This window comes from Streptomyces sp. NPDC050674 (assembly GCF_040654575.1).
Lineage (GTDB): Bacteria > Actinomycetota > Actinomycetes > Streptomycetales > Streptomycetaceae > Streptomyces.
Genome location: NZ_JBFAIG010000006.1, coordinates 296,034 through 322,972 on the forward strand (window position 1 = coordinate 296,034; position 26,939 = coordinate 322,972).

Genomic DNA, 26,939 nt, shown 5'->3' on the forward strand with positions numbered 1-26,939 from the left:
ATGTCGCAGATGCCCCAGCAGGCCGCTCTGTCGAAGTGTCCGAGCTGCGAGGAACCCCTCGAGTCGGGTGACCGTTTCTGCGGCGCGTGCGGATACGACCTGTCCGCCGTGCCGGCACGGCCTCAGGACAACCCGACCATCACCATGAACGGCTCGGTGCCCGCCCAGGGCGCGCCGGCCGGTGTGTACGGCGAGGCCCCCTCGGCGCCGCCCGCCGCCGCGGCCTGGCCCGCGCCCGAGCCGGACGGCGCGGGCGCCCCGGAGGCGGCGCACCTGCCGACTGACCTGCCGGGCACGGACTCCGGCGGTTCCGCGCTGCCGCCGCAGACACCCCCGCCGCCGAGCGCCCCACCGGCCGCGGGCGTGCGTTTCGACCGGCCGCCGCAGCCCGACGGGCCCGCCGCGTCGCCGGAGATCTACCAGACACAGCCCGACGAGTACCTCCTCCAGGCACCGGACCCACGGGTGTCCGCCGAGCCTGCGGCCCAGGCCGCGGGCACCGGCGGCAAGGTCTGCGTCGCCTGCCGGGCCGGCCGCGTGGACGACGACGGCTACTGCGAGAACTGCGGCCACGCCCAGCCGCGCGAACGGGACCACATGGAGCAGGAGTCCGGCCCGGTGGCCGCGGTCAGCGACCGCGGTCTGCGCCACCACCGCAACGAGGACGCGTTCGCCATCGGCACCACCGCCCTGCCCGACGGCTCCCCCGCGTCCGTCGCGATCGTCTGCGACGGCGTCTCCTCGGCGACCCGGCCCGACGACGCCTCAGCGGCGGCCTCGAAGGCGGCGGGCGAGGCGCTGCTGGCGGCCCTGCCGCGCGGCACGCACCCGCAGCAGGCGATGCACGACGCGATCCTCGCCGCCTCACGCGCCGTCAACTCCCTCGCCGCGGAACCCGCCACGGCCCGCGAGCAGGCCCCCCACCAGAACGCGCCCGCCTGCACGATCGTCGGCGCCGTGGTGACCTCGGGCCTGCTGATCGTCGGCTGGGTCGGCGACAGCCGCGCCTACTGGGTCCCGGTCGACCGCAGCGCTCCCCCGGCCCGGCTCACCGAGGACGACTCGTGGGCCGCGCAGATGGTCGCCGCGGGCCTGATGAACGAGGCCGAGGCCTACGCCGACGAGCGCGCCCACGCCATCACCGGCTGGCTCGGCGCGGACGCCTACGAACTGGAACCGCACACCGCCGCGTTCAAGCCGGACCGGCCCGGCGTGGTGGTCGTCTGCACCGACGGCCTGTGGAACTACGCGGAGGGCGCCGAGGACATGGCCCGGGTGGTCCCGCTCGACGCCGCAGAGCATCCGCTGCACAGCGCCCGGGTGCTCCTCGGCCACGCCCTGGACGGCGGGGGCCACGACAACGTAACAGTGGCGCTCGTGCCGTTCCCGGCCCTGCCCTGAGGGGCAGGATCGGCCTGAGGCCACGTACGAGGACGCCTCGGCGGACCGGAGGGGACCGGTCCGCCCATCGTCATCACCCCGCCGCGGCGGGGGCTTTGGAGGGGGATCGAAGCAGGCATGGCCAATTTCTCGAAATCGAACGTGCCCCAGTTCTCGGTGGACGTCTACCAGAACGAGTACCTGCCGGAGGGCGCCGGCGAGGTCAACGCCATCGTCACGGTGACGGCGACCGGCGGCGGCACCATCGGCAGCGCGTCGACGGCGCCCCACCTCTACTCACCCGGCCAGGGGCCGTCCGCGGCCGTGGCGATCATGGTCGACTGCTCCGGGTCGATGGACTACCCGCCGACCAAGATGCGCAACGCCCGCGACGCCACGGCCGCGGCGATCGACACCCTGCGCGACGGCGTCCACTTCGCGATCATCGGCGGGACGCACGTGGCGAAGGAGGTCTACCCGGGCGGCGGACGCGTCGCGGTCGCCGACGCCACCACCCGCGAACAGGCCAAGCAGGCGCTGCGCTCGCTGAGCGCGGGCGGCGGCACCGCCATCGGCACGTGGCTGAAACTGGCCGACCGCCTGCTGTCCTCCGTGGACGTCGCGATCCGGCACGGCATCCTGCTCACCGACGGCCGCAACGAGCACGAGTCGCCCACGGACCTGAAGGCCGCGCTCGACGCGTGTGCCGGGCGCTTCACGTGTGACGCACGCGGTGTGGGCACCGACTGGGAAGTGAAAGAAGTCACAGGGATCGCCTCCGCCCTGCTCGGCACCGCCGACATCGTCGCCGACCCGGCCGGACTCGCCGCCGACTTCACGCAGATGATGGAAACGGCGATGGGCAAGGAGGTCGCGGACGTCTCCCTGCGGCTGTGGACGCCGGTCGACACCACCGTGAAGTTCGTCAAGCAGGTCGCGCCCACGGTCGAGGACCTGACCGGCCGGCGCACCGAGGCGGGCCCCCGCGCCGGCGACTACCCCCTCGGTTCCTGGGGAGACGAGTCCCGTGACTACCACGTCTGCGTCCAGGTCCCGGTCGCGCACATCGGGCAGGAGATGCTGGCGGCCCGGCTCTCCCTGGTCGTTCCGCAGCCCGACGGCAGCGTCCGCAACCTCGGCGCGCAGGGCCTGGTGCGGGCCGTGTGGACGGACGACATGGTCGCCTCGACGTCGATCAACCCTCAGGTCGCCCACTACACCGGGCAGGCCGAACTGGCACAAGTCATCCAACAAGGGCTGGATCTACGCAAGTCCGGAGATATGGACGGAGCAACGGCCAAACTGGGCCGGGCCGTTCAGCTCGCGAGTGCCTCCGGGAACGCCGATACTGCGAAACTGCTTGCGAAGGTGGTGGACGTGGTCGATGCCGCGACCGGTACTGTGCGACTGAAGGCGAAGGTCGCGGAGGCTGACGAGATGACGCTCGAAACCCGGTCCACCAAGACTGTTCGTGTCAAGAAGTGATCTAGAAGAGATCGAAGGAGGGACGCGCCGACATGCCGACCTGCCCGAACGGACACCAGTCGGGTTCCGACGACTGGTGCGAGGTCTGCGGTCACCGCATGGCGGGTGCCGTGCCTCCGCCTCCTCCCCCGCCGCCGCCCGGCGGCTACGGCTTCCCGCCCCCCGCAGGCGGCCCGGGTGGCCCGCAGGGCCCCGGCGGCCAGCCCGGCGGGCGCCCGCCGCACCTGTCCGCCGTGCCCAACGCCGAGCCGGAGCTCTGCCCGCAGTGCCGTACGCCGCGTGAGGGCGGCGCGCCGTTCTGCGAGGAGTGCCGGTGGAACTTCCTGACGAACACGGCGACGTCGTACACCCCCGCGGCCCCGCCGCCCGGCCCGGGTGCGCCGTTCCAGCCGCCCGGCCGGCAGGGCCCGCCCGGACCGTCGTACGGCGGCGGTGACTCCTACGAGTACCAGGGCTCGCGTCCGTCGCAGGTGAACCGTCCGGCCGAGCCGATCCCGCCGTTCGGCGGCGACGCCTCCGGCCGTCCCGGCCCGGGCGGACCCGGCGGCCCCGGCGGCCCGCAGGGCGGTGGCTACGGCTACCCGCAGCCCGGCGCCGCGCAGACCTCGCCCGGCCCCGGCAGCCCTGGCGGCCCCGGTGGATTCGGCGGACCCGGTGGACCGGGCGGTCCCGGCGGTCCGGGCGGCTTCGGTCCCGACCCGTCGCGACCCGGCCCTGGCGGACCCGGCGGTCCTGGCGGCTTCGGTTCCGACCCGTCACGACCCGGCCCTCCCGGACCCGGCGGCCCCGGTGGCCCCGGTGGCCCCGGTGGACCCGGTGGCCCCGGTGGCCCCGGTGGCCCCGGTGCTCCGCAGGCGTTCCACCAGTCCGGCCCGCCGGCCCCGCCCGGTTTCCCGCAGGAGACCCAGCAGCGGCCCGGGCAGCAGGGCGGTCCGTCCTTCGGTGGCGGTGAGGACGACTGGGTGATCTCCCCGCCGTCGTCCGGCCCGGGCGGCCCCGGCGGTCCCGGTCAGGGTGGCGGCTACGGCTACCCCCCGCCCGGCGGGACGCAGGCCCCGCCCGGTCCCGGTGGCTTCCCGCAGCAGCCGCAGGCGCCCCAGGGACCGGCGACGTGGACCGCGACCATCGGCCCGGACCGCGACTACTTCATGGCGATGATGCAGCGCTCCGGCCCCGAGGCCGCGGGCCTGAACCTGCCCGCGTACTCGCCCGAGCAGCAGCGCCGGCTCACCGGCAACCAGCTCACCATCGGCCGCCGCCGGCACTCCACCGGCGACACCCCCGACATCGACCTGTCGGTGCCGCCGGAGGACCCGGGCGTCTCGCACCAGCACGCGGTGCTGGTCCAGCAGCCGGACGGCAGCTGGGCGGTCGTCGACCAGAACTCCACCAACGGCACGACGGTCAACGGCTCGGACGAACCGATCCAGCCGTTCGTCCCCGTCCCGCTCCAGGACGGCGACCGGGTGCACGTGGGCGCCTGGACGACGATCACCATCCGGCGCGGCTGAGCAGCCTTCACGACGGGAGGGGCCAGGCGTACGGCCCCTCCGGGTCGTCCAGCCAGGCCCACTCCCGCTCGCCCCTGACCGTGACGCCGTAGCGCTCGCGCTGCGGCCTGCCTTCCTGCTCCCACAGCGCGTGCGCGTCCTGCGGATCGAGGCTGCCGCGGGTCAGGGCCAGCAGGAAGCGGAACAGGTCGTCCTGCCGGGCCCGGTGCGGCACTCCGGCCGGCTGAGCCGGCTCGCCCCCGGGCCGTCCGGTGCCGCGCAGCGGGACGAAGTAGGCGGGCGTGTGCAGGAAGCGTCCCTCGGCGTGCCCGGCGCCGGCCACCGTCAGCACGATCAGGCCGGTGGCCAGCGGCACGAGGATCCGGCCGCCCGGGCGGCACTGGGCGATCCAGGCGCGCGGGACCGTGTTCAGGGCGCAGGTGGCGATGATCCGGTCGAACGGCGCGCGCTCCGGCACGCCCCGCGCCCCGTCCCCGGTGACGACGACCGGGTGATGGCCGGCCGCGGCCAGGTGCCTGCGCGCCGACTCGGTGATCTCCGGGTCGAGGTCGACGGTGGTGACCTTGTCGTCGCCCAGCCGGTGGGACAGCAGCGCCGCGTTGTAACCGGTGCCGGCGCCGATCTCCAGGACCGTGTGGCCGTCGGCGACGCCCAGCGCCACCAGCATGTCCGCCATCAGGGACGGCTGGCTGCTGGAGGACAGCAGCTCGCCGTCGCGCAGCCGGGTGGCCAGCGGGGTGTCCTCGTAGGCGCCCCGCAGCCACCGCTCCCGCGCCCCGGGGTCGGGGCTCTCGCCCCAGCGGCGTTCGTAGCCGCGGGCGGCTCCGACGTAGTAGTACGGCACGAAGAGGTGCCGCGGGACCGTCGCGAAGGCCTCCCGCCAGAGCGGGTCGGCGGCCCACACACCGCTCGCCTCGATCCGCCGCACCAGCGCAGCGCGCGCGACGGCGGCGAGAGCGTCGAGTTCCGAGCCGGATGCGTAGCCGCCCATGTCTCCACAGTAGGGGCAGCGTCCCGGGGTCCTAGGTCTTGAGTCCTATGCCGGGGCGTCTGAGACCATGGAGCGCGTGAATGAGATTCGGCGCGGCACGCTTCAGGAGCAGACCTTCTACGAGCAGGTCGGCGGGGAGGAGACCTTCCGTCGGCTCGTCCACCGTTTCTACGAGGGAGTGGCCGAGGACCCGCTGCTGCGTCCCATGTACCCCGAGGAGGACCTGGGCCCGGCCGAGGACCGCCTGACCCTGTTCCTCATCCAGTACTGGGGCGGCCCCACGACGTACAGCGAGAACCGTGGCCACCCGCGTCTGCGGATGCGGCACGCGCCCTTCGCGGTCGACCGCGCGGCGCACGACGCGTGGCTGAAGCACATGCGGGTCGCCGTCGACGAGCTCGGCCTGTCCGAGGAGCACGAACGCACGCTGTGGAACTACCTGACGTACGCGGCGGCGTCGATGGTCAACACCGCGGGCTGACGCCTGCGGCGCGCCGCCGGCAGGCCCTGCTCAGCGGACGCTGACGTCCAGCGCCCCGAGCCCGGCCCGCCGTACGGCGACGGACCCGTACGGGGTGCGCAGCCGCAGCCACGCCCCCGACGAGAACAGCCCCAGGGGCACCCCGGGCCGCAGGAACCCCAGGGACTGCGCCGCGTGCACGGCCCGCACGGGCAGCCGGGTGTCCCCGACCGTGCGGGACCAGATGTCCGCGCCGATCCGGTCCAGCTCGGCCCGCGTCCGCCGCTCGGCGGGCAGTTCCTGCGTCCGGGACCGGAACTCGGTGACGACGGCCGCGACCAGGGCCCGCAGCGCGTCCGGCTCCGGCAGACCCGGCTCGGCGCGCCAGCCCCCGCGGGGCGGCAGCACACCGGCCCACGGCGGCCCGGTCACGGCCTGCGGCACGGCGGCGGTGACGGCCTGCTCGTCCACAGACTCCAGGAACTCACCGGCCGAGACCGTCACGTCCAGCGTGGCCTCCAGCCCCTTCTCGTAGGGCTTCGCCAGCCGCACCGCCCGCACGGCGAGCACCTCGAAAGACGGCGGCCGGCCGAAGACGGCGAGCGCGGTGCCGGCGGCCTGGAGACGCACGGCGGCCCCACGGTCGTAGTGGAGCAGCCGGGAGAGGAAGGCAGCGAGATCCGCCGCCTCCCCCTCGTCGGCGAGGTGGAGGACCGTCATGCCGCGACGGCCCCCTCCTCCGCGTCGTCCATGTACTCGCGCAGGAACTCCCGTTCCTCCGCGGTGATCCGGCGCGGGCGCTGTGCCTCGAAGTCGAACGGCACGATGACCGTGGACGCCCGCACGTAGATCTGGTCGCCGTCCTTCACCTCGTAGGTGAGGGTGAAGGACGCGGCCCTTATCTCGGTGACCCACAGCTCGATGTCGACCGGGTGGTGCCGGTGGACGAGCTGCCGCTTGTAGTCGATCTCGTGGCGTGCCACCACCGACCCCTGCTTGAAGTCCTTGTCCGGCCGGAACAGGAAGTCGATACGGGCTTCCTCCAGGTAGCGGAGGAACACCACGTTGTTGACGTGGCCGTACGCGTCCATGTCCGCCCAGCGCAGCGGGCAGCGGTAGATGTGCCGCAAGATCGATCAGCCCCGGGTCAGCTTCTTGTAGGTGGCGCGGTGCGGACGGGCCGCGTCCGCCCCGAGCCGCTCGATCTTGTTCTTCTCGTACGACTCGAAGTTGCCCTCGAACCAGAACCACTTGGAGTCACCCTCGTAGGCGAGGATGTGCGTGGCGACGCGGTCCAGGAACCACCGGTCGTGGGAGACGACCACGGCGCAGCCGGGGAACTCCAGCAGCGCGTTCTCCAGGCTGGAGAGGGTCTCGACGTCGAGGTCGTTGGTCGGCTCGTCGAGGAGCAGCAGGTTGCCGCCCTGCTTGAGGGTGAGCGCGAGGTTCAGCCGGTTGCGCTCACCGCCGGAGAGCACCCCGGCCGGCTTCTGCTGGTCCGGCCCCTTGAACCCGAAGGCGGAGACGTACGCCCGCGACGGCATCTCGACCTGGCCCACGTTGATGTAGTCCAGCTCGTCGGAGACGACGGCCCACAGCGTCTTCTTGGGGTCGATGTTCTCGCGGCTCTGGTCGACGTAGGAGATCTTGACGGTGTCGCCGACCTTGATGGCGCCGGAGTCCGGCTGCTCGATGCCCTGGATCATCTTGAACAGGGTCGTCTTGCCGGCGCCGTTGGGGCCGATGATGCCGACGATGCCGTTGCGCGGCAGCGTGAAGGAGAGGTCGTCGATGAGCAGCTTCTCACCGAAGCCCTTGCTGAGGTTGTTGACCTCGACGACGACGTTGCCCAGGCGCGGCCCCGGCGGGATCTGGATCTCCTCGAAGTCCAGCTTCCGCATCTTGTCGGCCTCGGCGGCCATCTCCTCGTAGCGGGCCAGACGCGCCTTGGACTTGGCCTGCCGCCCCTTGGCGTTGGAGCGAACCCATTCGAGCTCCTCCTTCAGCCTCTTCTGCCGCTTGGCGTCCTTCTGGCCCTCGACCTTGAGGCGGGCGGCCTTGGTCTCCAGATACTTCGAGTAGTTGCCCTCGTAGGGGTAGAGGCGACCGCGGTCGACCTCGCAGATCCACTGGGCGACGTTGTCGAGGAAGTACCGGTCGTGGGTGACCGCGACGACGGTGCCCGGGTACTTGGCCAGGTGCTGCTCCAGCCAGTTCACCGACTCGGCGTCGAGGTGGTTGGTGGGCTCGTCGAGCAGCAGCAGGTCGGGCTGCTCCAGCAGCAGCTTGCACAGCGCGACGCGGCGGCGCTCACCACCGGACAGGTTGGTGACGGGCCAGTCGCCGGGCGGGCAGCCCAGGGCGTCCATGGCCTGCTCCAGCTGGGCGTCCAGGTCCCACGCGTTGGCGTGGTCGAGGTCCTCCTGGAGCTTGCCCATCTCCTCCATGAGCTCGTCGGTGTAGTCGGTCGCCATCTGCTCGGCGATCTCGTTGAACCGGTCGAGCTTGCCCTTGATCCCGGCGACGCCCTCCTGGACGTTCTCCAGGACGGTCTTGTCCTCGGTCAGCGGGGGCTCCTGGAGCAGGATGCCGACCGTGTAACCGGGCGTGAGGAAGGCGTCACCGTTGGACGGCTGCTCGATGCCGGCCATGATCTTCAGGATCGTCGACTTGCCGGCGCCGTTCGGGCCGACGACGCCGATCTTCGCCCCCGGCAGGAAGCTGGTCGTCACGTCGTCGAGGATCACCTTGTCGCCGTGCGCTTTGCGCGCCTTGCGCATGGTGTAAATGAACTCAGCCAAGAGAAACCGTCCGGCAGCTTGAAACTGGCAGTGGGCAGATACACTCCATCTTGCCGTACCGCCAGCCCTGGGCGGAAACGCGTAGGGGTGGGGGCTGCTGACCTGGTGTTTCTCGGAGGCCGATGGCCGGGCGACCGCCGCCGCCGGTCGCCTCGGCCGACCTCGGGCGCCGTCGCACGACTCAGGGACGGCCCAGGGGTGATCCCGCCGTCTCCCCGAGGGCCCGGCGTGCGGGCCACCCTCGGGGAGAACGGCGAGGGTCCCTGCGGTGAGGCCGTACGGCAAAGACCGCTCGCTGGTGTTCCGTCGACCTGCTTGGCCGGGATCTCGGTTAGACCCCGAGTCGGGGCGGCAGCAGACAAGTGAATCCGGCTTTACCCCCACCGACCCTGAAGTCGACAGGACGCCCATTTCCCCTTCAATAATTGATTCGGATACGAGTCGAGTCTATCGATTACGCCACGCACAGAGTGCAGGTCAAGCGGGGCGAGAGTAATATAGTGAGAGGAATTGCACAAGCTTCTCGGGCAGCGGAATCAGGAATTCGACGTCCGGGTTGAATCACTATTGAAAGAAACGGCACGGAGAGCCGATAATGTCGGATCTCATACTCTTCTACGGCGCAGCCAAAGGACGCGAAGCTGTCGCCGCTATTGACGAAGCCAACCATTTGGGGACGTGACGGTCATACCCGCGGGCACTTCGCCAAGGACTGGACGGAAGTTAGCGCTCCGCGTCCACCGGAAGGGCTTTGTGCGCATCGCCCGCTCCGCGGCGGGACTGCACCACGCGTAGAACCCGCCACCTTCACGGCGCCGGATTCGCCGTGTGCGGCTCCGGCGCAGCCAAGAACCGAGCCGGACCTGCCTGAGTGTTGTCTGCCGACTCTCGGTTCAGCCGGTGACGATGGGGTGGAAAAAGCGGGCGGGGCCGAACAAGGCGTAATCAATACGCCGACGCAAGCACTCGAGCCGTGGAGGGGCGTTGTGGCACCTCTGACTCGGATACCACTGGACAGCGGGGGTTCTGTACTGGTGGAGCAACCGGGGCTGCCGGACGGTGGGCCGGTGAAGGCCGGCCGCGTCGGCGACGCTGTGCACGACCTTCCAGTCACGCTTGACAGGGCCCTGGAGCCGGTCACTCAGGCCGCCCGCGCAGCCCTCGCAGAGTTGCGTAAGGCCCGCCCCGACGAGATCACCATCGAGTTCGGTGTCGACCTCGCGTTCGAGGCCGGGGCCGTGATCACCAAGAGCCAGGCCGGCTGCCACCTGAAGGTGACTGTGGCCTGGAAGGGCGACGGCGCGGGTCACCCGCCCCAGGATGCAAGTGAGGCTTGATCCTCATGACCAGTACGGACAGTGCGCCCCATAGCGGCATAGCCTCGGACCTGCCGACTGCCGTGGCCCGGATCCTCGGGCCGGACGGCAGGGTGGCCGGTACAGGCTTCATGGTGGCCGAGGGGGTGTTGATCACCTGTGCGCATGTCGTCGAAGCGGCCGGGGGCGGCCCCGGCAGCACGGTCCGGCTTTCGGTCCCGCACGTGGCGGGCGCCGACCGGCTGGAGGGCACGGTCCCGGCCGAGTGGTGGCGTTGCGTCGACGACGAGGACGTGGCCTTCATCCGGCTCAGCGACCCGCCAGTCGGTGTGCGGATCCTGCCGCTGGGAGCCGCGGAAGGCTGCCGGGGCCACAACGTGCGCTCGTTCGGGTTCCCCGCGCAAGCCCCTCCGGAAGGACACTTCGGCTTCGGTGTGACCGGCGATCTGCTGCCCGCCGTCGACGGCCGGGGAGCACATCTCCAACTGACCGACGCCAACGACCTCACCACCGGGTTCAGCGGCGGACCCGTCCTCGACGAGGTGACCGGCCTGGTCATCGGCATGCTCACCGAGATCACCGCGCCTGACGCGTACGAACGAGGGCTGGGCATCGCCTACGCAACCCCCACCCGTGTACTGCGGGAGATTCTGCCGGAGCTGGCGGAGCGCGAAGTGTGCCCGTACCGGGGCCTGGAGCCGTTCACCGCCGAGCATGCCCGGTGGTTCCAGGGCCGGTCGGAGGCGGTACGGCAGGTTCTGGCGAACCTGGCCCAGCGACGGCGGCTCACACTGCTGCTCGGGCCGTCCGGGTCGGGTAAGTCCTCGTTGATCCAGGCGGGTGTGCTGCGCGCCCTGGAGGCCGGGGAACTGCCCCGCAGTGACAAGTGGCTGCCGGTGCTCGCCCGGCCTCGCCAGGGCATGCTCGCCGCGATCGAGCGTGCCGGGCTGCCCGGAGCGAGCCAGGACGGCATCATCGCGGCGGTCAACCGCAGACTGGCGGCGGAGCCGTCCTGCGAGCGTGTCGTGCTCGTCATCGACCAGTTCGAAGAGCTCCTGGTGCAGAGCACCGACGGCCGTTTGCGGGACCTGCTCGACGTCGTCGACGAGGTCACCTCGGCCGCCGACGCGTACACGAAGATCACCGTGATCCTGATCATGCGCGACGACTTCTATCCGCAGCTTGCGGCGCTGGCGCCCAAACTGCTGGAAGCCGCGATGCCCGGCCTGCTCAACGTGCCAGGCACCCTCAGCCAGCAGGATCTGCACGACATCGTCGTCCTGCCGGCCCTGGACGTGAGACTCCGCTTCCAGTCAGGGCTGCCCGAACGGATCATCGGCGACGTCCTGGAGATCACACCTGAAGCGGCCGTTACCCGCGAGGCGCCGGTCACGGTACTGCCTCTGCTGGAAATGACGCTCAGCCAGCTGTGGCAACGGCGGCAGGACGGCTACCTCACTCACGAGGCGTACCGGCGCATCGGTGGGGTCAGTGGCAGCGTCACAACGTGGTGCGACAGTGCTCTGGATGAATTGTCCCCCGAGCAACAGGTCATCGCCCGCCGGGCTCTGACCTCCTTGGTGCATCCCGCTGACCCGCGTCACAACATCTACGCCGTACGCACGCAGGTTCCCCTCAATGAGCTGCGTGACTTGGCAGCCGACCCGGGTGACACCGGGGAGCAGGCGGCCGTCGACTCCGTCATAGCCGCGCTCACACGTCGACGCATCATCACGACGCAGACGCTCCAGACTCCGCAACGTCCCGGCGCCCTTCCGGGGGAACCGGTGGCCGAGTTGATCCACGAGGCGCTGATCCGCGACTGGGGTGCACTGCGTCAGTGGGTCGACCAGGACCACCGCTTCCAGGAGTGGCTCGACCTCACCCGCGAGCGGCAGGTCCGCTGGGCCGCCCAGAAGGACCCGGGGGACCTGCTCGGCGGGAGCGCGCTGGCGGAAGGAGTCGAGTGGTCCCATCAACGGCGGCTTCCGGTGGACATCGCTGAGTTCCTGACAGCGAGCAAAGAGCGGCAGAGGGCCACCATTCGGCGGAGCAGGCGGCTCAATGCGGTGCTCGGCGGCCTGCTGGTGCTTGCGCTCGTGGCAGCGGGGGGTGCGATCTGGCAGTGGCAGACGGTGGCCGCGGAGCGGGAAGCAGCGATGTCGCGGCAGCTTGCCGCCCAGTCCCTCGAGCTCACCGGCACGAATCCCGAACTTGCCGCGCTGCTGGCCGTGAAGGCGTACCACACCAGTCACACGTCCGAGGCCATGGAGAGCCTGCGGTACGCCGGGGCCTTGCCGGTTCATCGTCGCCTGTCCGGGCACACCAACGAGGTGCGCGCAGTGGCCTACAGCCCGGACCGCCGCACCTTTGCCAGCGCCGGCGCCGACCGAACCGTGCGTCTTTGGGACACCGCCACCAACAAAGTCCGCACCACACTCGAAGGACACAGTGATGCGGTCAATGCGGTGGCCTTCAGTCCCGACAGCCGCACACTCGCCACGGCCAGCGCCGACAAGACAGTCCGCCTATGGGACCTGAACACCGGCAAGACGCGCACCACGCTGAAAGGACACACGGACCAGGTGAGGTCAGTGGCCTTCGCCCCGGACGGCGACACGATCGCCACCGGTGGTGCCGACTCCCTCACGCGGCTCTGGGATGCGGACACCGGTGAAGCTCGCGGCACACTCGAAGGGCACACACAGGCTGTGACGTCGGTGGCCTTTCACCCGGAGGGCCACACCATCGCCACCGGTGGTGCCGACAGCACGGTTCGCCTGTGGAATCCGGTCACCGGTGAAGCTCGCAGCACGCTCAAAGGACACGACCAGCCGGTGACATCCGTGGTCTTCAGCCCGGACGGCCGAACACTCGCCACCGCCGATGACTACGACGTACACCTGAGGGACGGGCGCACCGGCGAGATTCTCAAAACTCTCGAAGGTTCAGCACTTCTGCTGGCTTTCAGCCCGGACAGCAAGACCCTCGCCACCGCGACCGACCGCTATGTAGAGCTGTGGAACCCAACCACCGGTTCGTCCCGAGCCTTCCTCGAAGGGCACGCCAACGCGATCCTCGCCCTGGCCTTCAGCCAGGACGGCCGCACACTCGCCACCGCCGGCCGGGACAAGACGGTACGTCTGTGGGACGCCGGCCCAGCAGACGGCCGCACCACGTTCCCGGGACACGACGGCCAAGTCTGGGGTGTGGCCTTCAGCCCCGACGGCCGCACATTCGCCACCGCCGGCGCGGACAAAACAGTCCGCCTGTGGAACGCGGCCACGGGAAAGACCCGCACCACACTCAAAGGACACGGAGACGAGGTGAATGCGGTGGCTTTCAGCCCCGACAGCCGCACCGTAGCCACCGTCAGCGACGACTCCACCACACGACTGTGGAACACAGAAACCGGCAAGACCCTCAGAATCCTGAAAGGACATGCCGGCGAAGTCTGGGGGGCGGCATTCAGTCCCGACGGCCGCACACTCGCCACCGCCGGCGCAGACGCCACCACACGCCTGTGGAACACGACCACAGGAAAGACCCGCACCACACTCAAAGGACACGGAGACGAGGTGAATGCGGTGGCTTTCAGCCCCGACAGCCGCACCGTAGCCACCGTCAGCGACGACTCCACCACACGACTGTGGAACACAGAAACCGGCAAGACCCGCATCACACTCTCCGGTCACAACGCCGCAGTCCGGGCAGTGGCCTTCAGCCCCGACGGCCGCACACTCGCCACGGGCAGTAGCGATGCGACAGTTCTGCTGTGGGATGCAGCCACAGGAGAGTCCAGAATCACTCTGACTGAGCACACAGCGGGGGTAAGCGGTGTGGCTTTCAGCCCTGACGGCCACACACTCGCCACCACCGGCGAGGACGGAACCGTCCGCGTCTGGGAGGCGGCCACCGGCAAGAGCCGCACCACGCTCAACGGCAACACAGCCATGAATGCCCTGGCGCTCAGTCCCGACGGCCGCACACTCATCACCGCCGGCGCAGACGGAACCGCGCGTCAATGGGACGTGGCCACCTCCCCTGAACCCGCCCAAGCCATCGAGCAGATCTGCCGTATCTTCGGCCGCGACCTCACCACTGCGGAACGTGCGGCCTACCTTCCCGCCGATTCGGAGGCATCCGTCTGCTCAGAACGCTGACCGAATCGGACCCGTGCCAGCCGCCCCCGCGCCGGGGCCGTCACTGCTCCACCAGATATCGAGGTATGGCCCCGGAGGCCCCTCGGGGCCACGTGCACCCGCCTGTGCCCCGCACGAACGGGAGGTCCACTCAACGGCTGTACGTGCTCGTCCCAGCAGGGACAGAGCAGGAAGGCCCGAGCCCCGGCCGCCACGGTTTGGGCATGCGCTATCGGGCCCGCTACGTCGGCCCCGACCGCACCGAGAAGTCCGAGAGTTTCCCGGACAACGGCGTTTGACTGATGCCTGGCTGATCAACGTCGAAGCCGACCCGGCGCACGGGCAGTACATCGACCCGAGAGCGGCCCGTGTCACCTTCCGCGAGTACGCGGGCCGGGGCAATGGTCGACCTGGGCGCCGAGTGTGGGCTGCGGCAGGGCGAGGTCTTCGGCCTGGCCGTTGACAACATTGGTGACCTCGGCTGGCTCTACGTCCGCCAGCAGGTCAAGAAGGTGCGCGGCACGCTGGTCTTCGCCGGGGGCAGCTGACCTGGCCTTTCTCGGCTGCCGACTGCCGGGCGACTGTCACTGCCGGTCGCCTTTGGCCGGCCTCGGGCACCGTCGCACCGCCCGGGGAAGGCTCAGGGGGTGATCACCTGAGGCCGGCCTGCACCGGTCGGGCCGCCACCGCCGGGGGCTCGTCGGCGGTTCTCCTGCGCCGGTCTGCTTGGATACCGCGGATGACGACGAGTGCTCCTGCTCCGCACGCGGACGACGCCGATTCCGACCGCCTGAAGACGCTGCTGGAACGTGCCGCCACGGGCCGGGACAGCCAGGCCTGGAGCGACCTGTGGACGGAGCTCTACCACAACGGGACTCTGGATGTCGCCGACCCGCTGGTGCTGCGCACGCTCGCCGACATGGCGGAGGCCGAGGAGGCCGACGCAGCGGCTTCGGCCCTCCACCTGGCCGGCGCCCTGGTCGTCCAGGCCGACCAGCACCACGAGACCCGGAACCTGCGGCACCGGTACACGCCGGAGATCGCACGCCTGCTGGACGCCGCGAACCGGTGGCGGCGGCTCACCTCCGGCCGGAATGACTACTGCCACCTGCTCGAGGCGGTCCTGAACCTGGAGGGCGACATCCTCTGGGCGGAGGAGTTGTTCTGGGGCGTGGTCAGCGAGGAATACGAGCTCGAGTGCCCCGACCCCGAGGGGTGCGGGTCGCTGTGGGTGGTGATCGGAGAGCGAGGCTTCTTCAGCGTTGCGGAGGACTACGCCCTCTCGGACGACGTCGAGACCTTCCCTCTCCACCCGGCCGATCCCCGCGCCCTGGAAGGCCTCGGCCGGCGCCTCCATGACCTTGCCCTGGCCGACGGCCATGAGGACGTCGCGCGCGCCCTGACGTATGCCTTCGGTGAGGCGACGTGCCCGGAGTGTCGGCAGCGCTTCTCCGTCGTCGGACAGGTCGCCGCCGCTTTCGGCTGAGCGGTCGCCGGGGCGGAACAGGTGCTTGGAAGGACGATGCCGATGCGGCACCAGGGTCCTGACAAGTGTCAGGACCCTGCGGTGCGGGTCCCGGCCTAGTGTCGAGTCCGGTCAGCAGGGGGACGCTCGCGCGGACGGCCGAGTGCTGCCGCGGCGCCACCCCGTTCCCGTACGCCAACGAGGAGCATCATGACAACTGCACGTCGTACGGCGCATTCCCTCGCGATCGCCGCTGCACTGATCGTCGGCAGCACCGCCCTGGCCACCGCGCCGGCTTCCGCGAAGGGGGAAGGCGCAGCCGCTCCGGCCCAGGCTCAGGCCGCCACCTGGGACGGCAACGTCTACCTCTACTACAGCGCCTCCAGCAACAGCTCCTGGAGCAAGTACGGCACCGGGGTCAACGACTTCGCGGGGCACACCTTCGCGGCCGGCGGCGAGGGTCACGGCCAGTACGTGAAGAACAACGTGTACCGCGCCTGGAACAACGACCAGAGCTTCAGGGCCCGCATCTTCTACAACGAGAACCAGAACGCCAGCGGCGACGCTCCCTACGACGACGTCTGGCCCGGAGAGTCCCGCGCGCTGAACAGCGGAGTACGGAACAACAACGCGTCGCTCGGCTGGTACTACGCCGGCTGATGCCTGTCCGGGCCCGCCCGCGCACCGGCGGGCGGCCCCGCACCGTCACCCCGCCTCCGCCTCCACCTTCGCCTCCGCACCCGCACCCGCACCCGCACCCGCACCCGCACGCCGGAAGGGATACGACGACATGTCGGCGCGAAACACACACCGGGCCCGGCGTCTCGGGGCGGCCGCCATCCTGCTCGCCGTCACGGCGGGGTGCGCACAGGGGCGGCCGGCGGAGCCGACACCGGCGGCCGCTCCATCCGGGACGCCGACGGCATCCGGGCCGCCGCCCGTCACCGCGGTGCCGAAGATGCTGGACGTCACTTCCCTGCTACTGCCCGTCGAGCGCTACCTGTTCACTGATCACCAGGTCGGACGCCTGTTCCGGGCCAAGGCGGTACTGACCGAGTCGTGCATGCGCCGCTTCGGGCATTCCTGGCCCGCACCCACCGGCCCCATCCCGAAGACGGGCACGCTGAACCCGGCCAACACCGCACACCGGTACGGCATCACGGACGCGGCCAAGGCAGCGCGCTACGGCTACCACCCGGTGCCCGGCTCGATGCCGCCGCAGGTCAAGGACAAGCCCACGAGGGCGCAACCGGACGCGGAGGCGGCACTCGTGCTGCGCGGGGTCAAGCAGGACGGCACACCGGCGCGCACTGACTCACGCGGTCGTCGGCTCCCTGCGGGCGGTTGCCAGAGCGAGGCCACGAAGGCGTTGTCGGGGGACCCGCAGAAGCTGGGGAACCGGGAGCTCGTCAGCGCGATCAACATCGGCAGTTACCGTGACTCCCAACGCGATCCTCGTGTGGTGGCGGTCTTCCGCGCCTGGTCACAGTGCATGAAGCGGCAGAACTACACCTACGCCGACCCGACCCGAGCCCCCGGCAAGGACCCCGAGTTCAGCGGCTCGACCGCCGGCCGGGCCGAGCTCGCGTTGGCGAGCACCGACGTGGCCTGCAAACGGAAGACCAACGTCATCGGCGTCTGGTCGTCGGTCGACGCGGCGTACCAGCGGCGGGCGATGGCGGAGAAGCAGCGGGAGCTCACCGCGGTCAAGAAGGACATGCGTACTCAACTGGCCAACGCCGACCGGATACTGGCCGGGCGACGCTGACCGGGCAGGTCGAGGACGGCCCGCACGGGCTGCACTGGAAGACCCGCCCCCTGGTCCCGTGGGCACAACGCCGGTCTCTCATCTGGATCGACGACGAGATCAGTGCGATGGACCGTTCGTCCGGGGTCACTCCCCCGCCGCCGCCTCCTTGCGCCGCAGCACGATCAGCGTCGTCCCGCCGATCATGACCAGGCCGATGGCGATTCCCGCGATCAGGGGCGTGATGCCGGAGCTGCCCGTTTCGGCGAGGTTGGTGTCGGTGGCCGTGCCGCCCACGGTCATCGGGCTCGGTTCGCTGAGGGTCTGGGTGGTGGTGCCCGTGTCGCTGCCGCGGGTCGCGCAGTCCAGCGTGCCGGTGAAGCGCTTCTCGAAGCCTTCGGGTCCGTGGATGGTGAAGTCGTAGGCCTGGTCCTCCTGGAGGGGGACCGTCACCGTGCGGGACTCGCCCGCGGCGATGGTGTGCTCCAGACCGGCCAGTTCGAAGGTGAACGGCTCGTCGCCCTGGTTGGAGGCGATGATGTCGACCCCGCCCTCGGCGCAGTTCTTCGCCGCCGTCAGCGCCGGGACAGGCCCGTGCTTCGCCCACGTGGCCCCGGCCGTCGCGGACACCGTCGACTCGCTGGAGCCGGCCAGGATCTGCGTCTGGCTGCGGCTCTCGGACGTGAAGGCCCGGCCGACCGGAACGGTGGTCGAGGCCTGCACGGTCAGCTCCGCCGAGCCCGCCGCCGCGTCCTCGGGCACGTCGAAGAACACCTGCCCACCGTCGGCCGTGGTGGTGACGGCCTTGCCCTGCTTGTCGACGATCCGCACCCCGCTCGTCGCGGCGTCCGCGGGCGGGGTCACCGTCGCACTGCCGGCGTTGGTGCGTACCGTCACCGGCCCGAGCCGCTCACCCGGACGGCCGGAGACCGCGGGCGGCTCGAGGGTGAGCGAGGCCCGGGGCTCGGACAGACTGCGGGCGCTCTTCTCCAGGTAGTCGGCGAGCTGCTCGGCCTGCGGGTCGAGGGCGTCGACGGAGGCGTCGTCCGAGTAGCGCCAGATCGCCACCTGTGTACCGGCCGCCGCGTCCTGCTCGGTCAGCGCACCGCGCACACCCGCCTTCCTCGCCAGCGCGGCGAGGTCGTTCACCTGCGGGTAGGAGTTCTGCAGGATCCAACGGATCTTGCCGGCGTCCTTGTTGGCGCTCAGGGAGGTGCCGCTCCAGGGCGTCTCGTGGTACTTGGCGTCCCGCTGGGTGGGGTTGTGGAGGTCGACGCAGTACGTCTGCAGCATGCCGCCGCCGTCGACGGACATCTCGAACAGGCCTGCCGAGATCTGCTGATCGCCGGTGCCGGCGTGTATCACGGCGGCGCCGTACGTCTTCAGGCCGTCTATCGTCGCGGCCGCGCCGCCCTGGCTCTGCGTCGTCTCGTCAGCGGCCGCCCGGCCGGCACCGGCCAGCCCGCCCGCGGCGACAAGCCCGGACACCACCGTCGCGGTGGCGAGGCGGGTTGCCCCTCGCCTGCGTACGAACAGCTCAGAGAACGAAGCAAACACAAATTCCCCTTCGAGCAGGACCCGTTGTCGTGGGGGGACGGTCCCACCAGCAGAATCAGAGGACTCACGAGGCACAGCAGCCCCGAGAGCCATGTCCGGCATCCTAGGGACGCGCGGGACGCCGCCCGCCGGTCAGACGGTCGGACGAGTGATCCGACTCGGAATCGTTATCGCCGGGCCCCGGGTGAGCAGGGCTTATCGACAAATCCACCGCTGGGCGTTCGGCGCGCATTCATCGATAAGCCACACTTCGGGCGGACCGTCCGATGGCAGCCGTCACGTCAACGCGGCGGCCTCCTCGCGCTGTTGAGAAGGATGGTCCGACTCGCCCCCTGAACCTTCGGGCGGCGTCTCCCAGTTGGGTTCCGGCTGCGTCGGCGAGGGTGCCGTCTCCGTCCTGCCCGCGCGCCGGAAGGCCGAGGTGCCCCAGGCCAGATCGTGGCCGATCGCCACCGCGTCGATGTCCGCCGACGTCCAGCTCTGTCCCTCACGCACGTCGGTCCGCACCTTCAGCCTGCCCTGCACGATCACGGGCTCGCCCACCGTCAGCGAGGCGGCCGTGTTGGTGGCCAACTGGCGATTGGCCCACACCGTGAAGAAGTTGGTGTGCCCGTCCGTCCACGTGTTCTTCTCACGGTCCCAGTAACGCGCGGTCACCGCCAGCCTGAACCGCGCCGACGGGCCGGACGCCACCTCCCGGTACACCGGCTGTGTCGCCACCCTGCCGACCGCGCAGACCATCGTCTCGTTCATCGCGAACCCTCCCTCACCCGGATCACGGCGTCCGCGCCGGGCCGACACGCGTACGGGCCCGTCCCGTACGGCTGCGTCTGCCAGACTGCCGCCGCCGGGCCGAGCCCGCTGAGCGCTGTGGACCGCCCCGGCCCTGTGGACAACGCCGCCACTCCCAGGGGTGACACAGGGGGCGTCATCGGCGTCATCGGTCAGGTGCAGTGGGCGCGCGTGGGAGAGGGCGAGAGACCACCGGGGCCAGACCCACCCCGGAGCCGAACGGGGGCGGGGACATGGACGTGGACGGTCCGCACCCGCAACCACCCGCCCCACCTCACCGCACCTCCCACCACTGCCTCACCGCCCCGCCACCACCCTCCCGAACTGCTCCCGAACCTCCCGGTACCGCAACAGCTCCGCCGCCACCGGATCCAGCACCCTGGCCCTCCCGCACCCGGCCGCCGCCTCCCGCAACCGGCGTTCCGCCTCCAGGCCGTAGCGCCGGGCCGGGCCGCGGGCCGCCATCCGGCAGCTCCACTCGATGAGCGGGCCGCCGACGATGCCGATCACCATCAGCAGCACCGGCACTCCCAGGTTCGGCGCCATGACCCCGACGATCTGCCCCAGCAGCCACAGCCCGCCCAGGAACTGCAGGATCGTCATGGACGCCTGGATGAGGACGGCCACCGGCCACCACCCGGGCCGCGGCGGACGCCCCGTCGGCACTCCCGCCCGCGCGGTCAGCTCGTCCAGCGCCTCGGGCAGCCCCTGCGCGCCGCGGACGGCCGCCTCGCGCACCGCCTGTGCCCAGGGCGCGGGCAGCCCGGCCGAGGCCCGGTCGGCGACGGTCCGCACCGCCTGTTCGACCCGCTGACGGGCGGTGGCCTCCTCGTCGGCCTGCGTGCGCGAGGGAAGCCGGCCCGTGCTGGGCTCACCGCGGTCCTGGTACCAGCGCCACAGCCGCAGCCAGGGCGTACCGCAGGCGCGGTTGGCGTTGCGCAGCCAGGCGCGTTCGGCCGCCTCGCCCGCCGCCGTGGCGCCCACCGCGTCCGCGAGCCGGTCGGAGAACTCCTCGCGGGCCTGTTCGCTGAGCCCGGTCCGCCGCTGCGTGGCGTAGACGGGCCACAGCCGCGCCGCCGCGATGTCGACGTCGGCCGAGATACGGCGGGCGGGCGCCCCCCGCTCGGACACGAACTGGCCGAGCGCCTCGCGCAGTTCGCCGAGACCGTCCCCGGTGAGGGCGGACAGGGCGAGCACGGTCGTGCCCGGTTCGCCGTACTCCCCGAGGGCGATGCCGTCCTCGTCGAGGAGCCGCCGCAGATCGTCGAGGACCTGCTCGGCGGCCTCCCCGGGCAGCCGGTCGATCTGGTTGAGGACCACGAACATCACCTCGGCGTGCGCCGCCATGGGCCGCAGGTAGCGCTCGTGCAGGACGGCGTCGGCGTACTTCTCCGGGTCGACGACCCAGATGACCGCGTCGACGAGCGCCAGGATGCGGTCCACGTGCTCGCGGTGCTGTACGGCCGCGGAGTCGTGGTCGGGCAGGTCGATCAGGACCAGCCCGCGCAGCGGCGACTCGCCGTCCCCGGTCGGCAGCGGCCGGCGGCGCAGCCGGGGCGGGATGCCGAGCCGTTCGATGAGACCGGCCGCCCCGTCGCTCCAACTGCACGCGATGGGCGCGGCGGTGGTGGGGCGGCGTACGCCGGTCTCCGAGATGGTCACCCCGGCGAGCGCGTTGAACAGCTGTGACTTGCCGCTTCCGGTGGCGCCCGCGATGGCGACGACGGTGTGCTGCCCGGAGAGCCTGCGGCGCGCGGACGCCTCGTCGAGGACCCGGCCGGCCTCGGACAGCGTCCGGCTGTCGAGGCGGGTGCGGGAGAGTCCCACCAGTTCGCGCAGCGCCTCGAGCCGGGAGCGCAGGGGTCCTTCGAACACCAGGGGGGTCACCGTCGGCGGGACGGCGGAGCGGTGGTCCGTCATGGGGAGCCGGTCTCCTTCGGCTGTCTCGTTGACCCGTCGCGCGATGAGCCCGTCGTCCCAGGACTCCGCGGAGCCGGTACGCGCCGCGCGTTCGCCGTTCGAGGCGCCTCGGGAGCGGGTCCCGGCGCTGCCCGCCCGGCCGGTGCCGTCGTCCGGCTGGTCGGCGTGCTCGGTGGGGTCCTGGTCAGTGACGGCGGTCACCGGTCACCTCTCCTTCTGCAGTACGGACAGCGCGGCGATGAGTTCGGCCTGGGGTTCGGGGTGGACGTCGAGCGCGTCGAGCGGGGCGAGGCGGCGCTCGCGTTCGGCGTGCAGCACGCGGTCCACGTGCTCGGTGAGCAGCCGTCCGGCCCGGTCGCGCAGCCGCAGCGCGCCGTGGGCGCCGATCCGCTCGGCAAGTCCTTCCCCGGCCATCCGGCCGCGGCGGCCGCCCAGCAGGGAGGTGGCGACCAGGGCGGCCACCAGTTCGGGGTCGGGTGCGAGGGTGCGGTCGAGTTCGCGCACCTCGTCCTCGGCGTGCTCCTCGAGTTCCCGGCGCCAGCGCCGTACGGCGAGCCCGATGCGGTGTTCGGCGCTGTCCGCGCCGGTTTCGCGGGCGGCGAGTTCCGGGGCGGCGGACGCCGGTTCACGCCGCCAGGCGTCGTCGACGCGCTCGTCGGCGGCGGTGACGGCGCACAGCAGCAGCGCGCTGAGGCTCTCCACGAGCGCGTCGAGCAGTTCGGAGGCGGTGCAGTCCAGGGGGAAGGCGCGCCACCGCTTGAGCGCGTCCCCGGCGAGGACCGCCCCGTTCTGCAACCGGCCCCGCACGCGCGTGTGCTCGCTGTCGTACGCCCCTTCCACGGCGGAGGTGAGACGCAGGGCGGCCGCGTACTGCGCGGCGGCGGCACCGGCCAGCTCGGGCATCCGGGACTTCAGGGAGTCGAGGACGCCGTATGCCGTGCGGGCGAGGACCTGCTGCCGGGCCGCGGGGTCCTGCACCTGGTGGATCAGCCAGGTGCGCAACTGGGCGACGGCGGTGGCCGGCAGGAGCCCGCCGCCCCAGGCGGACTCGGGCAGTTCCGGCACGGTGAAGCGCGGCACCTCGCCCAGTCCGGCCTTGGTGAGCAGGGCCCCGTACTGCCGTGACACCTCGTTGACGACCTGGTGGGGCACCCGGTCGAGCACGGTCACCAGCGTGACGTCGTAGTCCTTGGCGGTGCGCAGCATGTGCCAGGGGACGGCGTCGGCGTAGCGGGCGGCCGTGGTGACCATGACCCAGATGTCGGCGGCGCAGATGAGTTCGGCGGCCAGGACACGGTTGTCGGCGACCAGGGAGTCGATGTCGGGCGCGTCGAGCAGCGCGAGGCCGGGCGGCAGCGTCTCGGCGGTCTCGACGCGCAGCACGCGCGCGGGGTTCTCGCCGGGGAGCAGCAGGTCGTCGGTGGACTCCTGCTGGGGCACCCACACACGAGTGAGATCGGGCAGCACCCTCATCCCACTGAACCAGTGGTGGTCCTCCGGATGGCAGACCAGCACGGGGGTGCGTGTCGTCGGCCGCAGCACGCCCGCCTCGCTGACCCGCCGCCCCACGAGGGAGTTCACGAGCGTCGATTTGCCGGCTCCGGTCGACCCGCCCACGACGGCCAGAAGCGGCGCTTCGGGCTCCCGCAAGCGGGGCACCAAGTAGTCGTCGAGCTGCGCGAGGAGTTCGTCGCGGTTGGCACGCGCGCGTGGGGCCCCCGCCAGGGGCAGCGGGAAGCGTGCGGCGGCGACACGGTCGCGCAGGGCGGAGAGTGCGTCGAGCAGCTGAGGCCGTACGTCCAAGGTCACCACATGTGAAGAATGCCCAATTTTAGGGGAATTCTGAAGCATATGAGCATGTCTGCGCGCCGACAGAACACAAGGGACGGAAGGGACGACTGGGACACGGGCACACTCCAGGCATAACGAGTGCACAACACCCGATGCCTCTGACGCCAAAAGCGGTGCACGATTCGTACCTGCCTGCGATTATCAGGACCGCTTCACTGAACCTCCACATCGAGCCACGGAGGCGAAGCAACAGGGGCAAGGACGCGGGAGCCCTATCCTTGTCCCCGGCAACGTCACGGATCGGCCCACACCAGGGCACCACGACAGAGGCCACCACACCCGGCCCCCGTAGCTCAGTGGATAGAGCAGGCGCCTTCTAAGCGCTTGGCCGCAGGTTCGAGTCCTGCCGGGGGCGCAAGTCTCCGCCCTCCCTTTGGGGAGGGCTTTTTGCTGGTCAGGGCACATGCCAGCCGGTACGACGAAGCCCCGGACTCCCCCTCGATGATCAAGGGCGGGCTCCGGGGCTGTCCGGCTGTTACCGGGTTTTTGCGGGTGGCCGTGTCGAATACGTGTCGAAGTTTCTGCGGGCCGCGAGGTCAGTCGGCGGGCGGCCGCTCGGGGAGATCTCCGGCAGCTTCGAGCCGCCTCTTCAGGTCGGGCAGCTGGCCCTCGACGCAGCGGGCGTAGGTCGCCAGGAGCACCGCAACGCTGTTCCCGGCCCACTCGGCCACCTGGGCGGGCGGGATCCCGTCGTTCAGCCACTTCGTCAGGCGCGTGTTCCGGTTGTCGTAGACGCGCCGTCCGGTGGGTGACTCGAAGACGTGCGGGGGCAGTACGGCCTTTCGGGCGTTGCGCCACGCCCGACGGATGACGGAACCGGCGAGGATGCCACCCGACTCGCCTTGGAACAGCAGGTCACCGGGCTCGAGCTGTTCGTCCTCGATGTGCTGCCGAAGGAATGTGCCCGGCCTCCTCCAGATCGGACGGCTCACCAACGAGCTTGGCGCCCTTGCCCACGAAGATGTCGTGGGTGAGTCGACCATGCCCACCATGGGTTGATACGTGACCACGTGCTCCAAGGAGTCCGGTCGCCGGCCAGTCTCCTCCTCGACCTCGCGCAGCGCCGCCTGCAAGGAGTCCTCCCCCTCGTCGACGATGCCGCCCGGGAGCTCCCACCCGAACGAGTCGGGCACGAAGCGATAGCGCCACATCATCAGGACACGGTCCTGGTCGTCGATGACGGCGGCGATGGCCACATGATGAAGTTTCACGACGTGGTGCTCGAAGCGCTCGACCCCTGGCGGTTCGACGTCGACGAGGCTGAGCTTCACCCAGCGGTTGTCATACAGAGCCCGCTCGCCATGGATCTGCCACGGTTCGACATCCGCCGGCGCCTGTGTCGTCACAGACCGATCCGGCACCCGGTAGGAGCTGCGACCGTGTACCTCGATCACACTCTCCGCAACGCGCTTGGCGAGCACCTACCGTAGCGCGGTCCGGCCGATGGCCAGCTCTTCCGACAAGGTCCGCTCGAACGGGAGCTTGGAACCTGGCGGGTACTGTCCCGTCGCGATCCACTCGCAAATCGTGCGGTAGACCCGCTCCGACTTGGGTCCCATCCGGTTAGCACGCTCCCTGTCGCCCTCTGTGTCGGTCGGCACAAGCGTAGCCCGGAGCCCACTCTCAAGAGTAGGCACTGACCACTTGGACGATTCAGCAGTCCAGCCGAGGCAAGCGGCGTCGAGACAAGGCGGCGTCAAGCTCTACCGGGACCGGACACCGCACCCGATCACTGTCGCGGTAAGACTTTCCCTACTTCATCAAGCCCCGGCTGCGCTCCGCTCCGCCGGGCGCGCTTCCCGGCTCCGCTCCGGGCGCCGCTCCTGCCTTCGGCCCGCTCCGCCCGGGCTGCGCCGACGCGCCCACATGTGAAACAGGCCGGGTCATGAGTAGAGAACCGCGGAGCGCGGCAACGCTCAAAGAATGCCTCCGGCGGGGGCGCTCAGGCTCCGAGATGGCGGGGGCGCCGTCCGCGAGTGCCGGCCGGAGTAGTGGCGTGCGCGGGGAGCTCCCATCCCGCCTGCCATCGACCCAGGCAGAGCCGAGCAGACGCGGCCCCTGGCGTCCAGGTCGTTCGTACAGTGGCGCGCTCCACCTGGACGCCAGGAACCACGCCCGCTCCACGGTGTGTGGGTCGACGGCAGACGGGATGGGAGCCGGGCTGAGTGGTGGGTTAAGGGAGTCTCGACGAGGTACAGGCTGAGGATCAATACGCCGTGCCGTCGTCGCCAGTCACGGGCTTCGCGTCGTCGAGCATGTACTCAAGCAGTCCCCTACTCAGTGAGCCGCCATCGAGATCCTCAACCTCGACGTAAGTGACATCTCCCTTGATGAACACCCCAGTCACCCGAAAGTCGCGGTCGTACTGCGGGTAATCCGGGACGCGTCGAGCCCAGACGGAGCCGATCCGTGGCTGTGCGGTCATGCCGTGAGGCTACCGTGCCCCTCCCGTGCCCGATCGAGCGGGAAACTACGGGGAACTACGGGCAATCGCGGTGCGATCACACGAGAACAGCCCCAGACCAAGTTGGCTGGTCAGGGCCAGTTCTCACTGCTCATCGCGCGGAGGCGGTGGGGATTGAACCCACGGTGACATCGCTGCCACGACGGTTTTCAAGCTTGACGGCTGAGACTCCGCCGCCCCTGGTAGGCGCGGCCAGTGGCACTAACGCCGGTGAGAATGCAGCGCAGTTCCGACAGGCAGCACAACCAGTGAGCCCGCCAAAGAGTCGTACGCGGCATGATCAACACGCGCGCACGGCACGCTCTCGGCGCCTCCACGCTCGTCGTGGCCCTGGTGTCATTGTTGCTGTCCTGCTCCGGCAGCCCAGGCACGACTTCGAGCGATGGAGAGTCGCCCGTCCGCGATGTCCGCAAGGCGGCATCGACCCCCACGACCGAGGAGCCGCCCGCCCCAAACACGGCAGATCCGGCACCGAGAGTCGAGAAGGTCCGCGATGTGTTCGCTCGGCTTCAGGCCACCTACAACGACGGGTGCACGACCCCGGGGAACTGCGAGTACTTCCTGGGGCGCGTGCTCGATGAGCTCAGCAGCCTCGACGAAGCGATGAAAGCAGACCCCCAGGGTCCCGAACACTTCAAGGAGCCCCTCGCATGGATCGCGAAACTGCGGGTCGAACTGGGCGACGACAGCTCCTTCGAGAACCTCAAGAAGCACCAAGACTTGCTCACCGGAACGCGAGACAAGATCAATACTTGGATGCAAGGTCACCCAGAGGACTACCGATGAGGCCAATGCAAAGCATGGGCTTCACGAGCTCACAACGTTCGAGGATCAGCGAAGGCAATGCTCGATCTCGACGCCTTCAGGGACAGCCGGGTGAGTGTGTAACTGCGTGACAACGTCGGCGGACAACGACAGACAACCGCGCACACCTGCGGACCATGACAGCAGGTGAGAGGTGCACCGGCACAAGGTCGAGCCTCCACCCAAGTTACTTCGGGACGAAGAAGCCAGGGGGTGCTGTAGCGGGTATGTTGCCGTGCTGGATCGGGACGCT

At 70.5% G+C, this 26,939-nt stretch carries 21 protein-coding genes, 1 tRNA gene and 2 pseudogenes; 13 read left to right on the forward strand and 11 right to left on the reverse strand.

All coding sequences use genetic code 11. The features are described from left to right. The 3 genes from AB0I06_RS13340 (at position 1) to AB0I06_RS13350 (ending at position 4,376) form a co-directional block, all read left to right on the forward strand. Positions 1-1,401, forward strand: coding sequence for a protein phosphatase 2C domain-containing protein (locus AB0I06_RS13340; RefSeq protein WP_363118868.1), 1,401 nt, complete (start codon positions 1-3; stop codon positions 1,399-1,401). A gap of 117 nt (positions 1,402-1,518) precedes the next feature. Beyond that, entirely contained in the window at positions 1,519-2,865 is a 1,347-nt protein-coding gene (locus AB0I06_RS13345; RefSeq protein WP_363118870.1) for a VWA domain-containing protein, read from the forward strand. A gap of 32 nt (positions 2,866-2,897) precedes the next feature. Next, entirely contained in the window at positions 2,898-4,376 is a 1,479-nt protein-coding gene (locus AB0I06_RS13350) for an FHA domain-containing protein (RefSeq protein WP_363118871.1), read from the forward strand. A gap of 7 nt (positions 4,377-4,383) precedes the next feature. On the opposite strand, the gene AB0I06_RS13355 is transcribed toward AB0I06_RS13350, so the two are convergent. Then, complete coding sequence (locus AB0I06_RS13355; protein WP_363118872.1) at positions 4,384-5,367, reverse strand: methyltransferase domain-containing protein; 984 nt, start codon at positions 5,365-5,367, stop codon at positions 4,384-4,386. Between the two features lie 67 nt (positions 5,368-5,434). On the opposite strand from AB0I06_RS13355, the gene AB0I06_RS13360 reads away from it, so the two are divergent. Further along, on the forward strand, positions 5,435-5,848 hold the full coding sequence (locus tag AB0I06_RS13360; RefSeq protein ID WP_363118873.1) for a globin: 414 nt from the start codon (positions 5,435-5,437) through the stop codon (positions 5,846-5,848). Positions 5,849-5,878: 30 nt separating this feature from the next. On the opposite strand, the gene AB0I06_RS13365 is transcribed toward AB0I06_RS13360, so the two are convergent. The 3 genes from AB0I06_RS13365 to ettA are packed head-to-tail and all read right to left on the reverse strand — an operon-like array spanning position 5,879 to position 8,628. After that, on the reverse strand, positions 5,879-6,547 hold the full coding sequence (locus AB0I06_RS13365; RefSeq protein ID WP_363118874.1) for a hypothetical protein: 669 nt from the start codon (positions 6,545-6,547) through the stop codon (positions 5,879-5,881). Continuing rightward, positions 6,544-6,957, reverse strand: a complete 414-nt coding sequence (locus tag AB0I06_RS13370; RefSeq protein ID WP_363118875.1) for a thioesterase family protein — start codon at positions 6,955-6,957, stop codon at positions 6,544-6,546. Before AB0I06_RS13370 ends, AB0I06_RS13365 begins: the two co-directional genes overlap by 4 nt. Before the next feature lie 6 nt (positions 6,958-6,963). Next, positions 6,964-8,628 carry an energy-dependent translational throttle protein EttA gene (gene ettA / locus AB0I06_RS13375; protein WP_363118876.1) on the reverse strand — a complete coding sequence of 555 codons (1,665 nt, stop codon included), beginning with the start codon at positions 8,626-8,628 and terminating at the stop codon, positions 6,964-6,966. Positions 8,629-9,662: 1,034 nt separating this feature from the next. Here ettA and AB0I06_RS13380 point away from each other — a divergent pair. The 7 genes and pseudogenes from AB0I06_RS13380 to AB0I06_RS13410 all read left to right on the forward strand — a co-directional run bounded on the left by AB0I06_RS13380 (position 9,663) and on the right by AB0I06_RS13410 (position 17,319). Beyond that, a complete protein-coding gene (locus AB0I06_RS13380) occupies positions 9,663-9,965 on the forward strand; it encodes a CU044_2847 family protein (RefSeq protein WP_363118877.1) in 303 nt (100 codons plus the stop codon). A gap of 5 nt (positions 9,966-9,970) precedes the next feature. Next, positions 9,971-14,107: a trypsin-like peptidase domain-containing protein gene (locus AB0I06_RS13385; RefSeq protein WP_363118878.1), complete on the forward strand. Its 4,137-nt coding sequence runs from the start codon at positions 9,971-9,973 to the stop codon at positions 14,105-14,107. 137 nt (positions 14,108-14,244) lie between these two features. Next, a pseudogene (locus tag AB0I06_RS13390) lies at positions 14,245-14,483 on the forward strand (hypothetical protein); the annotation flags it as partial. Continuing rightward, complete coding sequence (locus AB0I06_RS13395) at positions 14,455-14,634, forward strand: hypothetical protein (RefSeq protein WP_363118930.1); 180 nt, start codon at positions 14,455-14,457, stop codon at positions 14,632-14,634. The pseudogene AB0I06_RS13390 and the gene AB0I06_RS13395, both read left to right, overlap by 29 nt. A 191-nt stretch (positions 14,635-14,825) precedes the next feature. Further along, positions 14,826-15,572, forward strand: coding sequence for a hypothetical protein (locus tag AB0I06_RS13400; RefSeq protein ID WP_363118879.1), 747 nt, complete (start codon positions 14,826-14,828; stop codon positions 15,570-15,572). Positions 15,573-15,761: 189 nt separating this feature from the next. Continuing rightward, positions 15,762-16,211 (forward strand): hypothetical protein, encoded by a 450-nt coding sequence (locus AB0I06_RS13405; RefSeq protein WP_363118880.1) that lies wholly within the window; start codon positions 15,762-15,764, stop codon positions 16,209-16,211. A gap of 130 nt (positions 16,212-16,341) precedes the next feature. Continuing rightward, a complete protein-coding gene (locus AB0I06_RS13410; RefSeq protein ID WP_363118881.1) occupies positions 16,342-17,319 on the forward strand; it encodes a hypothetical protein in 978 nt (325 codons plus the stop codon). Positions 17,320-17,445: 126 nt separating this feature from the next. Here the strand turns inward: AB0I06_RS13410 and AB0I06_RS13415 are convergent, their stop codons facing one another. The 4 genes from AB0I06_RS13415 to AB0I06_RS13430 all read right to left on the reverse strand — a co-directional run bounded on the left by AB0I06_RS13415 (position 17,446) and on the right by AB0I06_RS13430 (position 23,379). Further along, positions 17,446-18,855, reverse strand: a complete 1,410-nt coding sequence (locus AB0I06_RS13415) for a Cys-Gln thioester bond-forming surface protein (protein WP_363118882.1) — start codon at positions 18,853-18,855, stop codon at positions 17,446-17,448. Positions 18,856-19,131: 276 nt separating this feature from the next. Then, on the reverse strand, positions 19,132-19,608 hold the full coding sequence (locus tag AB0I06_RS13420; protein ID WP_363118883.1) for a single-stranded DNA-binding protein: 477 nt from the start codon (positions 19,606-19,608) through the stop codon (positions 19,132-19,134). A gap of 336 nt (positions 19,609-19,944) precedes the next feature. Continuing rightward, positions 19,945-21,768 carry a YfjP family GTPase gene (locus tag AB0I06_RS13425; RefSeq protein ID WP_363118884.1) on the reverse strand — a complete coding sequence of 608 codons (1,824 nt, stop codon included), beginning with the start codon at positions 21,766-21,768 and terminating at the stop codon, positions 19,945-19,947. 3 nt (positions 21,769-21,771) lie between these two features. After that, entirely contained in the window at positions 21,772-23,379 is a 1,608-nt protein-coding gene (locus tag AB0I06_RS13430) for a dynamin family protein (protein ID WP_363118885.1), read from the reverse strand. A gap of 321 nt (positions 23,380-23,700) precedes the next feature. Between AB0I06_RS13430 and AB0I06_RS13435 the strand changes: the two genes are divergently transcribed. Continuing rightward, positions 23,701-23,773, forward strand: a tRNA-Arg gene (locus tag AB0I06_RS13435). A 181-nt stretch (positions 23,774-23,954) separates the two neighbouring features. Here AB0I06_RS13435 and AB0I06_RS13440 read toward each other — a convergent pair. From AB0I06_RS13440 to AB0I06_RS13450, 3 genes and pseudogenes are all read right to left on the reverse strand, one after another. Beyond that, positions 23,955-24,350: a hypothetical protein gene (locus AB0I06_RS13440; RefSeq protein WP_363118886.1), complete on the reverse strand. Its 396-nt coding sequence runs from the start codon at positions 24,348-24,350 to the stop codon at positions 23,955-23,957. Continuing rightward, a pseudogene (locus tag AB0I06_RS13445) lies at positions 24,316-24,977 on the reverse strand (NUDIX domain-containing protein); the annotation flags it as partial. The pseudogene AB0I06_RS13445 and the gene AB0I06_RS13440, both read right to left, overlap by 35 nt. 647 nt (positions 24,978-25,624) lie before the next feature. Continuing rightward, complete coding sequence (locus tag AB0I06_RS13450) at positions 25,625-25,843, reverse strand: hypothetical protein (RefSeq protein WP_363118887.1); 219 nt, start codon at positions 25,841-25,843, stop codon at positions 25,625-25,627. Positions 25,844-26,158: 315 nt separating this feature from the next. On the opposite strand from AB0I06_RS13450, the gene AB0I06_RS13455 reads away from it, so the two are divergent. Further along, complete coding sequence (locus tag AB0I06_RS13455; RefSeq protein WP_363118888.1) at positions 26,159-26,668, forward strand: hypothetical protein; 510 nt, start codon at positions 26,159-26,161, stop codon at positions 26,666-26,668. The last annotated feature ends 271 nt before the right edge of the window (positions 26,669-26,939 follow it).

What these genes read in the sequence shown, in the direction of transcription:
- AB0I06_RS13400 (WP_363118879.1), top strand. Translation starts at nt 14,826, where the DNA reads ATGACGACGAGTGCTCCTGCTCCGCACGCGGACGACGCCGATTCCGAC.
- AB0I06_RS13360 (WP_363118873.1), top strand. Translation starts at nt 5,435, where the DNA reads ATGGAGCGCGTGAATGAGATTCGGCGCGGCACGCTTCAGGAGCAGACC.
- AB0I06_RS13420 (WP_363118883.1), bottom strand. Translation starts at nt 19,608, where the DNA reads ATGAACGAGACGATGGTCTGCGCGGTCGGCAGGGTGGCGACACAGCCG.
- AB0I06_RS13340 (WP_363118868.1), top strand. Translation starts at nt 1, where the DNA reads ATGTCGCAGATGCCCCAGCAGGCCGCTCTGTCGAAGTGTCCGAGCTGC.
- AB0I06_RS13365 (WP_363118874.1), bottom strand. Translation starts at nt 6,547, where the DNA reads ATGACGGTCCTCCACCTCGCCGACGAGGGGGAGGCGGCGGATCTCGCT.
- AB0I06_RS13350 (WP_363118871.1), top strand. Translation starts at nt 2,898, where the DNA reads ATGCCGACCTGCCCGAACGGACACCAGTCGGGTTCCGACGACTGGTGC.
- AB0I06_RS13410 (WP_363118881.1), top strand. Translation starts at nt 16,342, where the DNA reads ATGTCGGCGCGAAACACACACCGGGCCCGGCGTCTCGGGGCGGCCGCC.
- AB0I06_RS13345 (WP_363118870.1), top strand. Translation starts at nt 1,519, where the DNA reads ATGGCCAATTTCTCGAAATCGAACGTGCCCCAGTTCTCGGTGGACGTC.
- AB0I06_RS13455 (WP_363118888.1), top strand. Translation starts at nt 26,159, where the DNA reads ATGATCAACACGCGCGCACGGCACGCTCTCGGCGCCTCCACGCTCGTC.
- AB0I06_RS13355 (WP_363118872.1), bottom strand. Translation starts at nt 5,367, where the DNA reads ATGGGCGGCTACGCATCCGGCTCGGAACTCGACGCTCTCGCCGCCGTC.
- AB0I06_RS13450 (WP_363118887.1), bottom strand. Translation starts at nt 25,843, where the DNA reads ATGACCGCACAGCCACGGATCGGCTCCGTCTGGGCTCGACGCGTCCCG.
- AB0I06_RS13385 (WP_363118878.1), top strand. Translation starts at nt 9,971, where the DNA reads ATGACCAGTACGGACAGTGCGCCCCATAGCGGCATAGCCTCGGACCTG.
- AB0I06_RS13405 (WP_363118880.1), top strand. Translation starts at nt 15,762, where the DNA reads ATGACAACTGCACGTCGTACGGCGCATTCCCTCGCGATCGCCGCTGCA.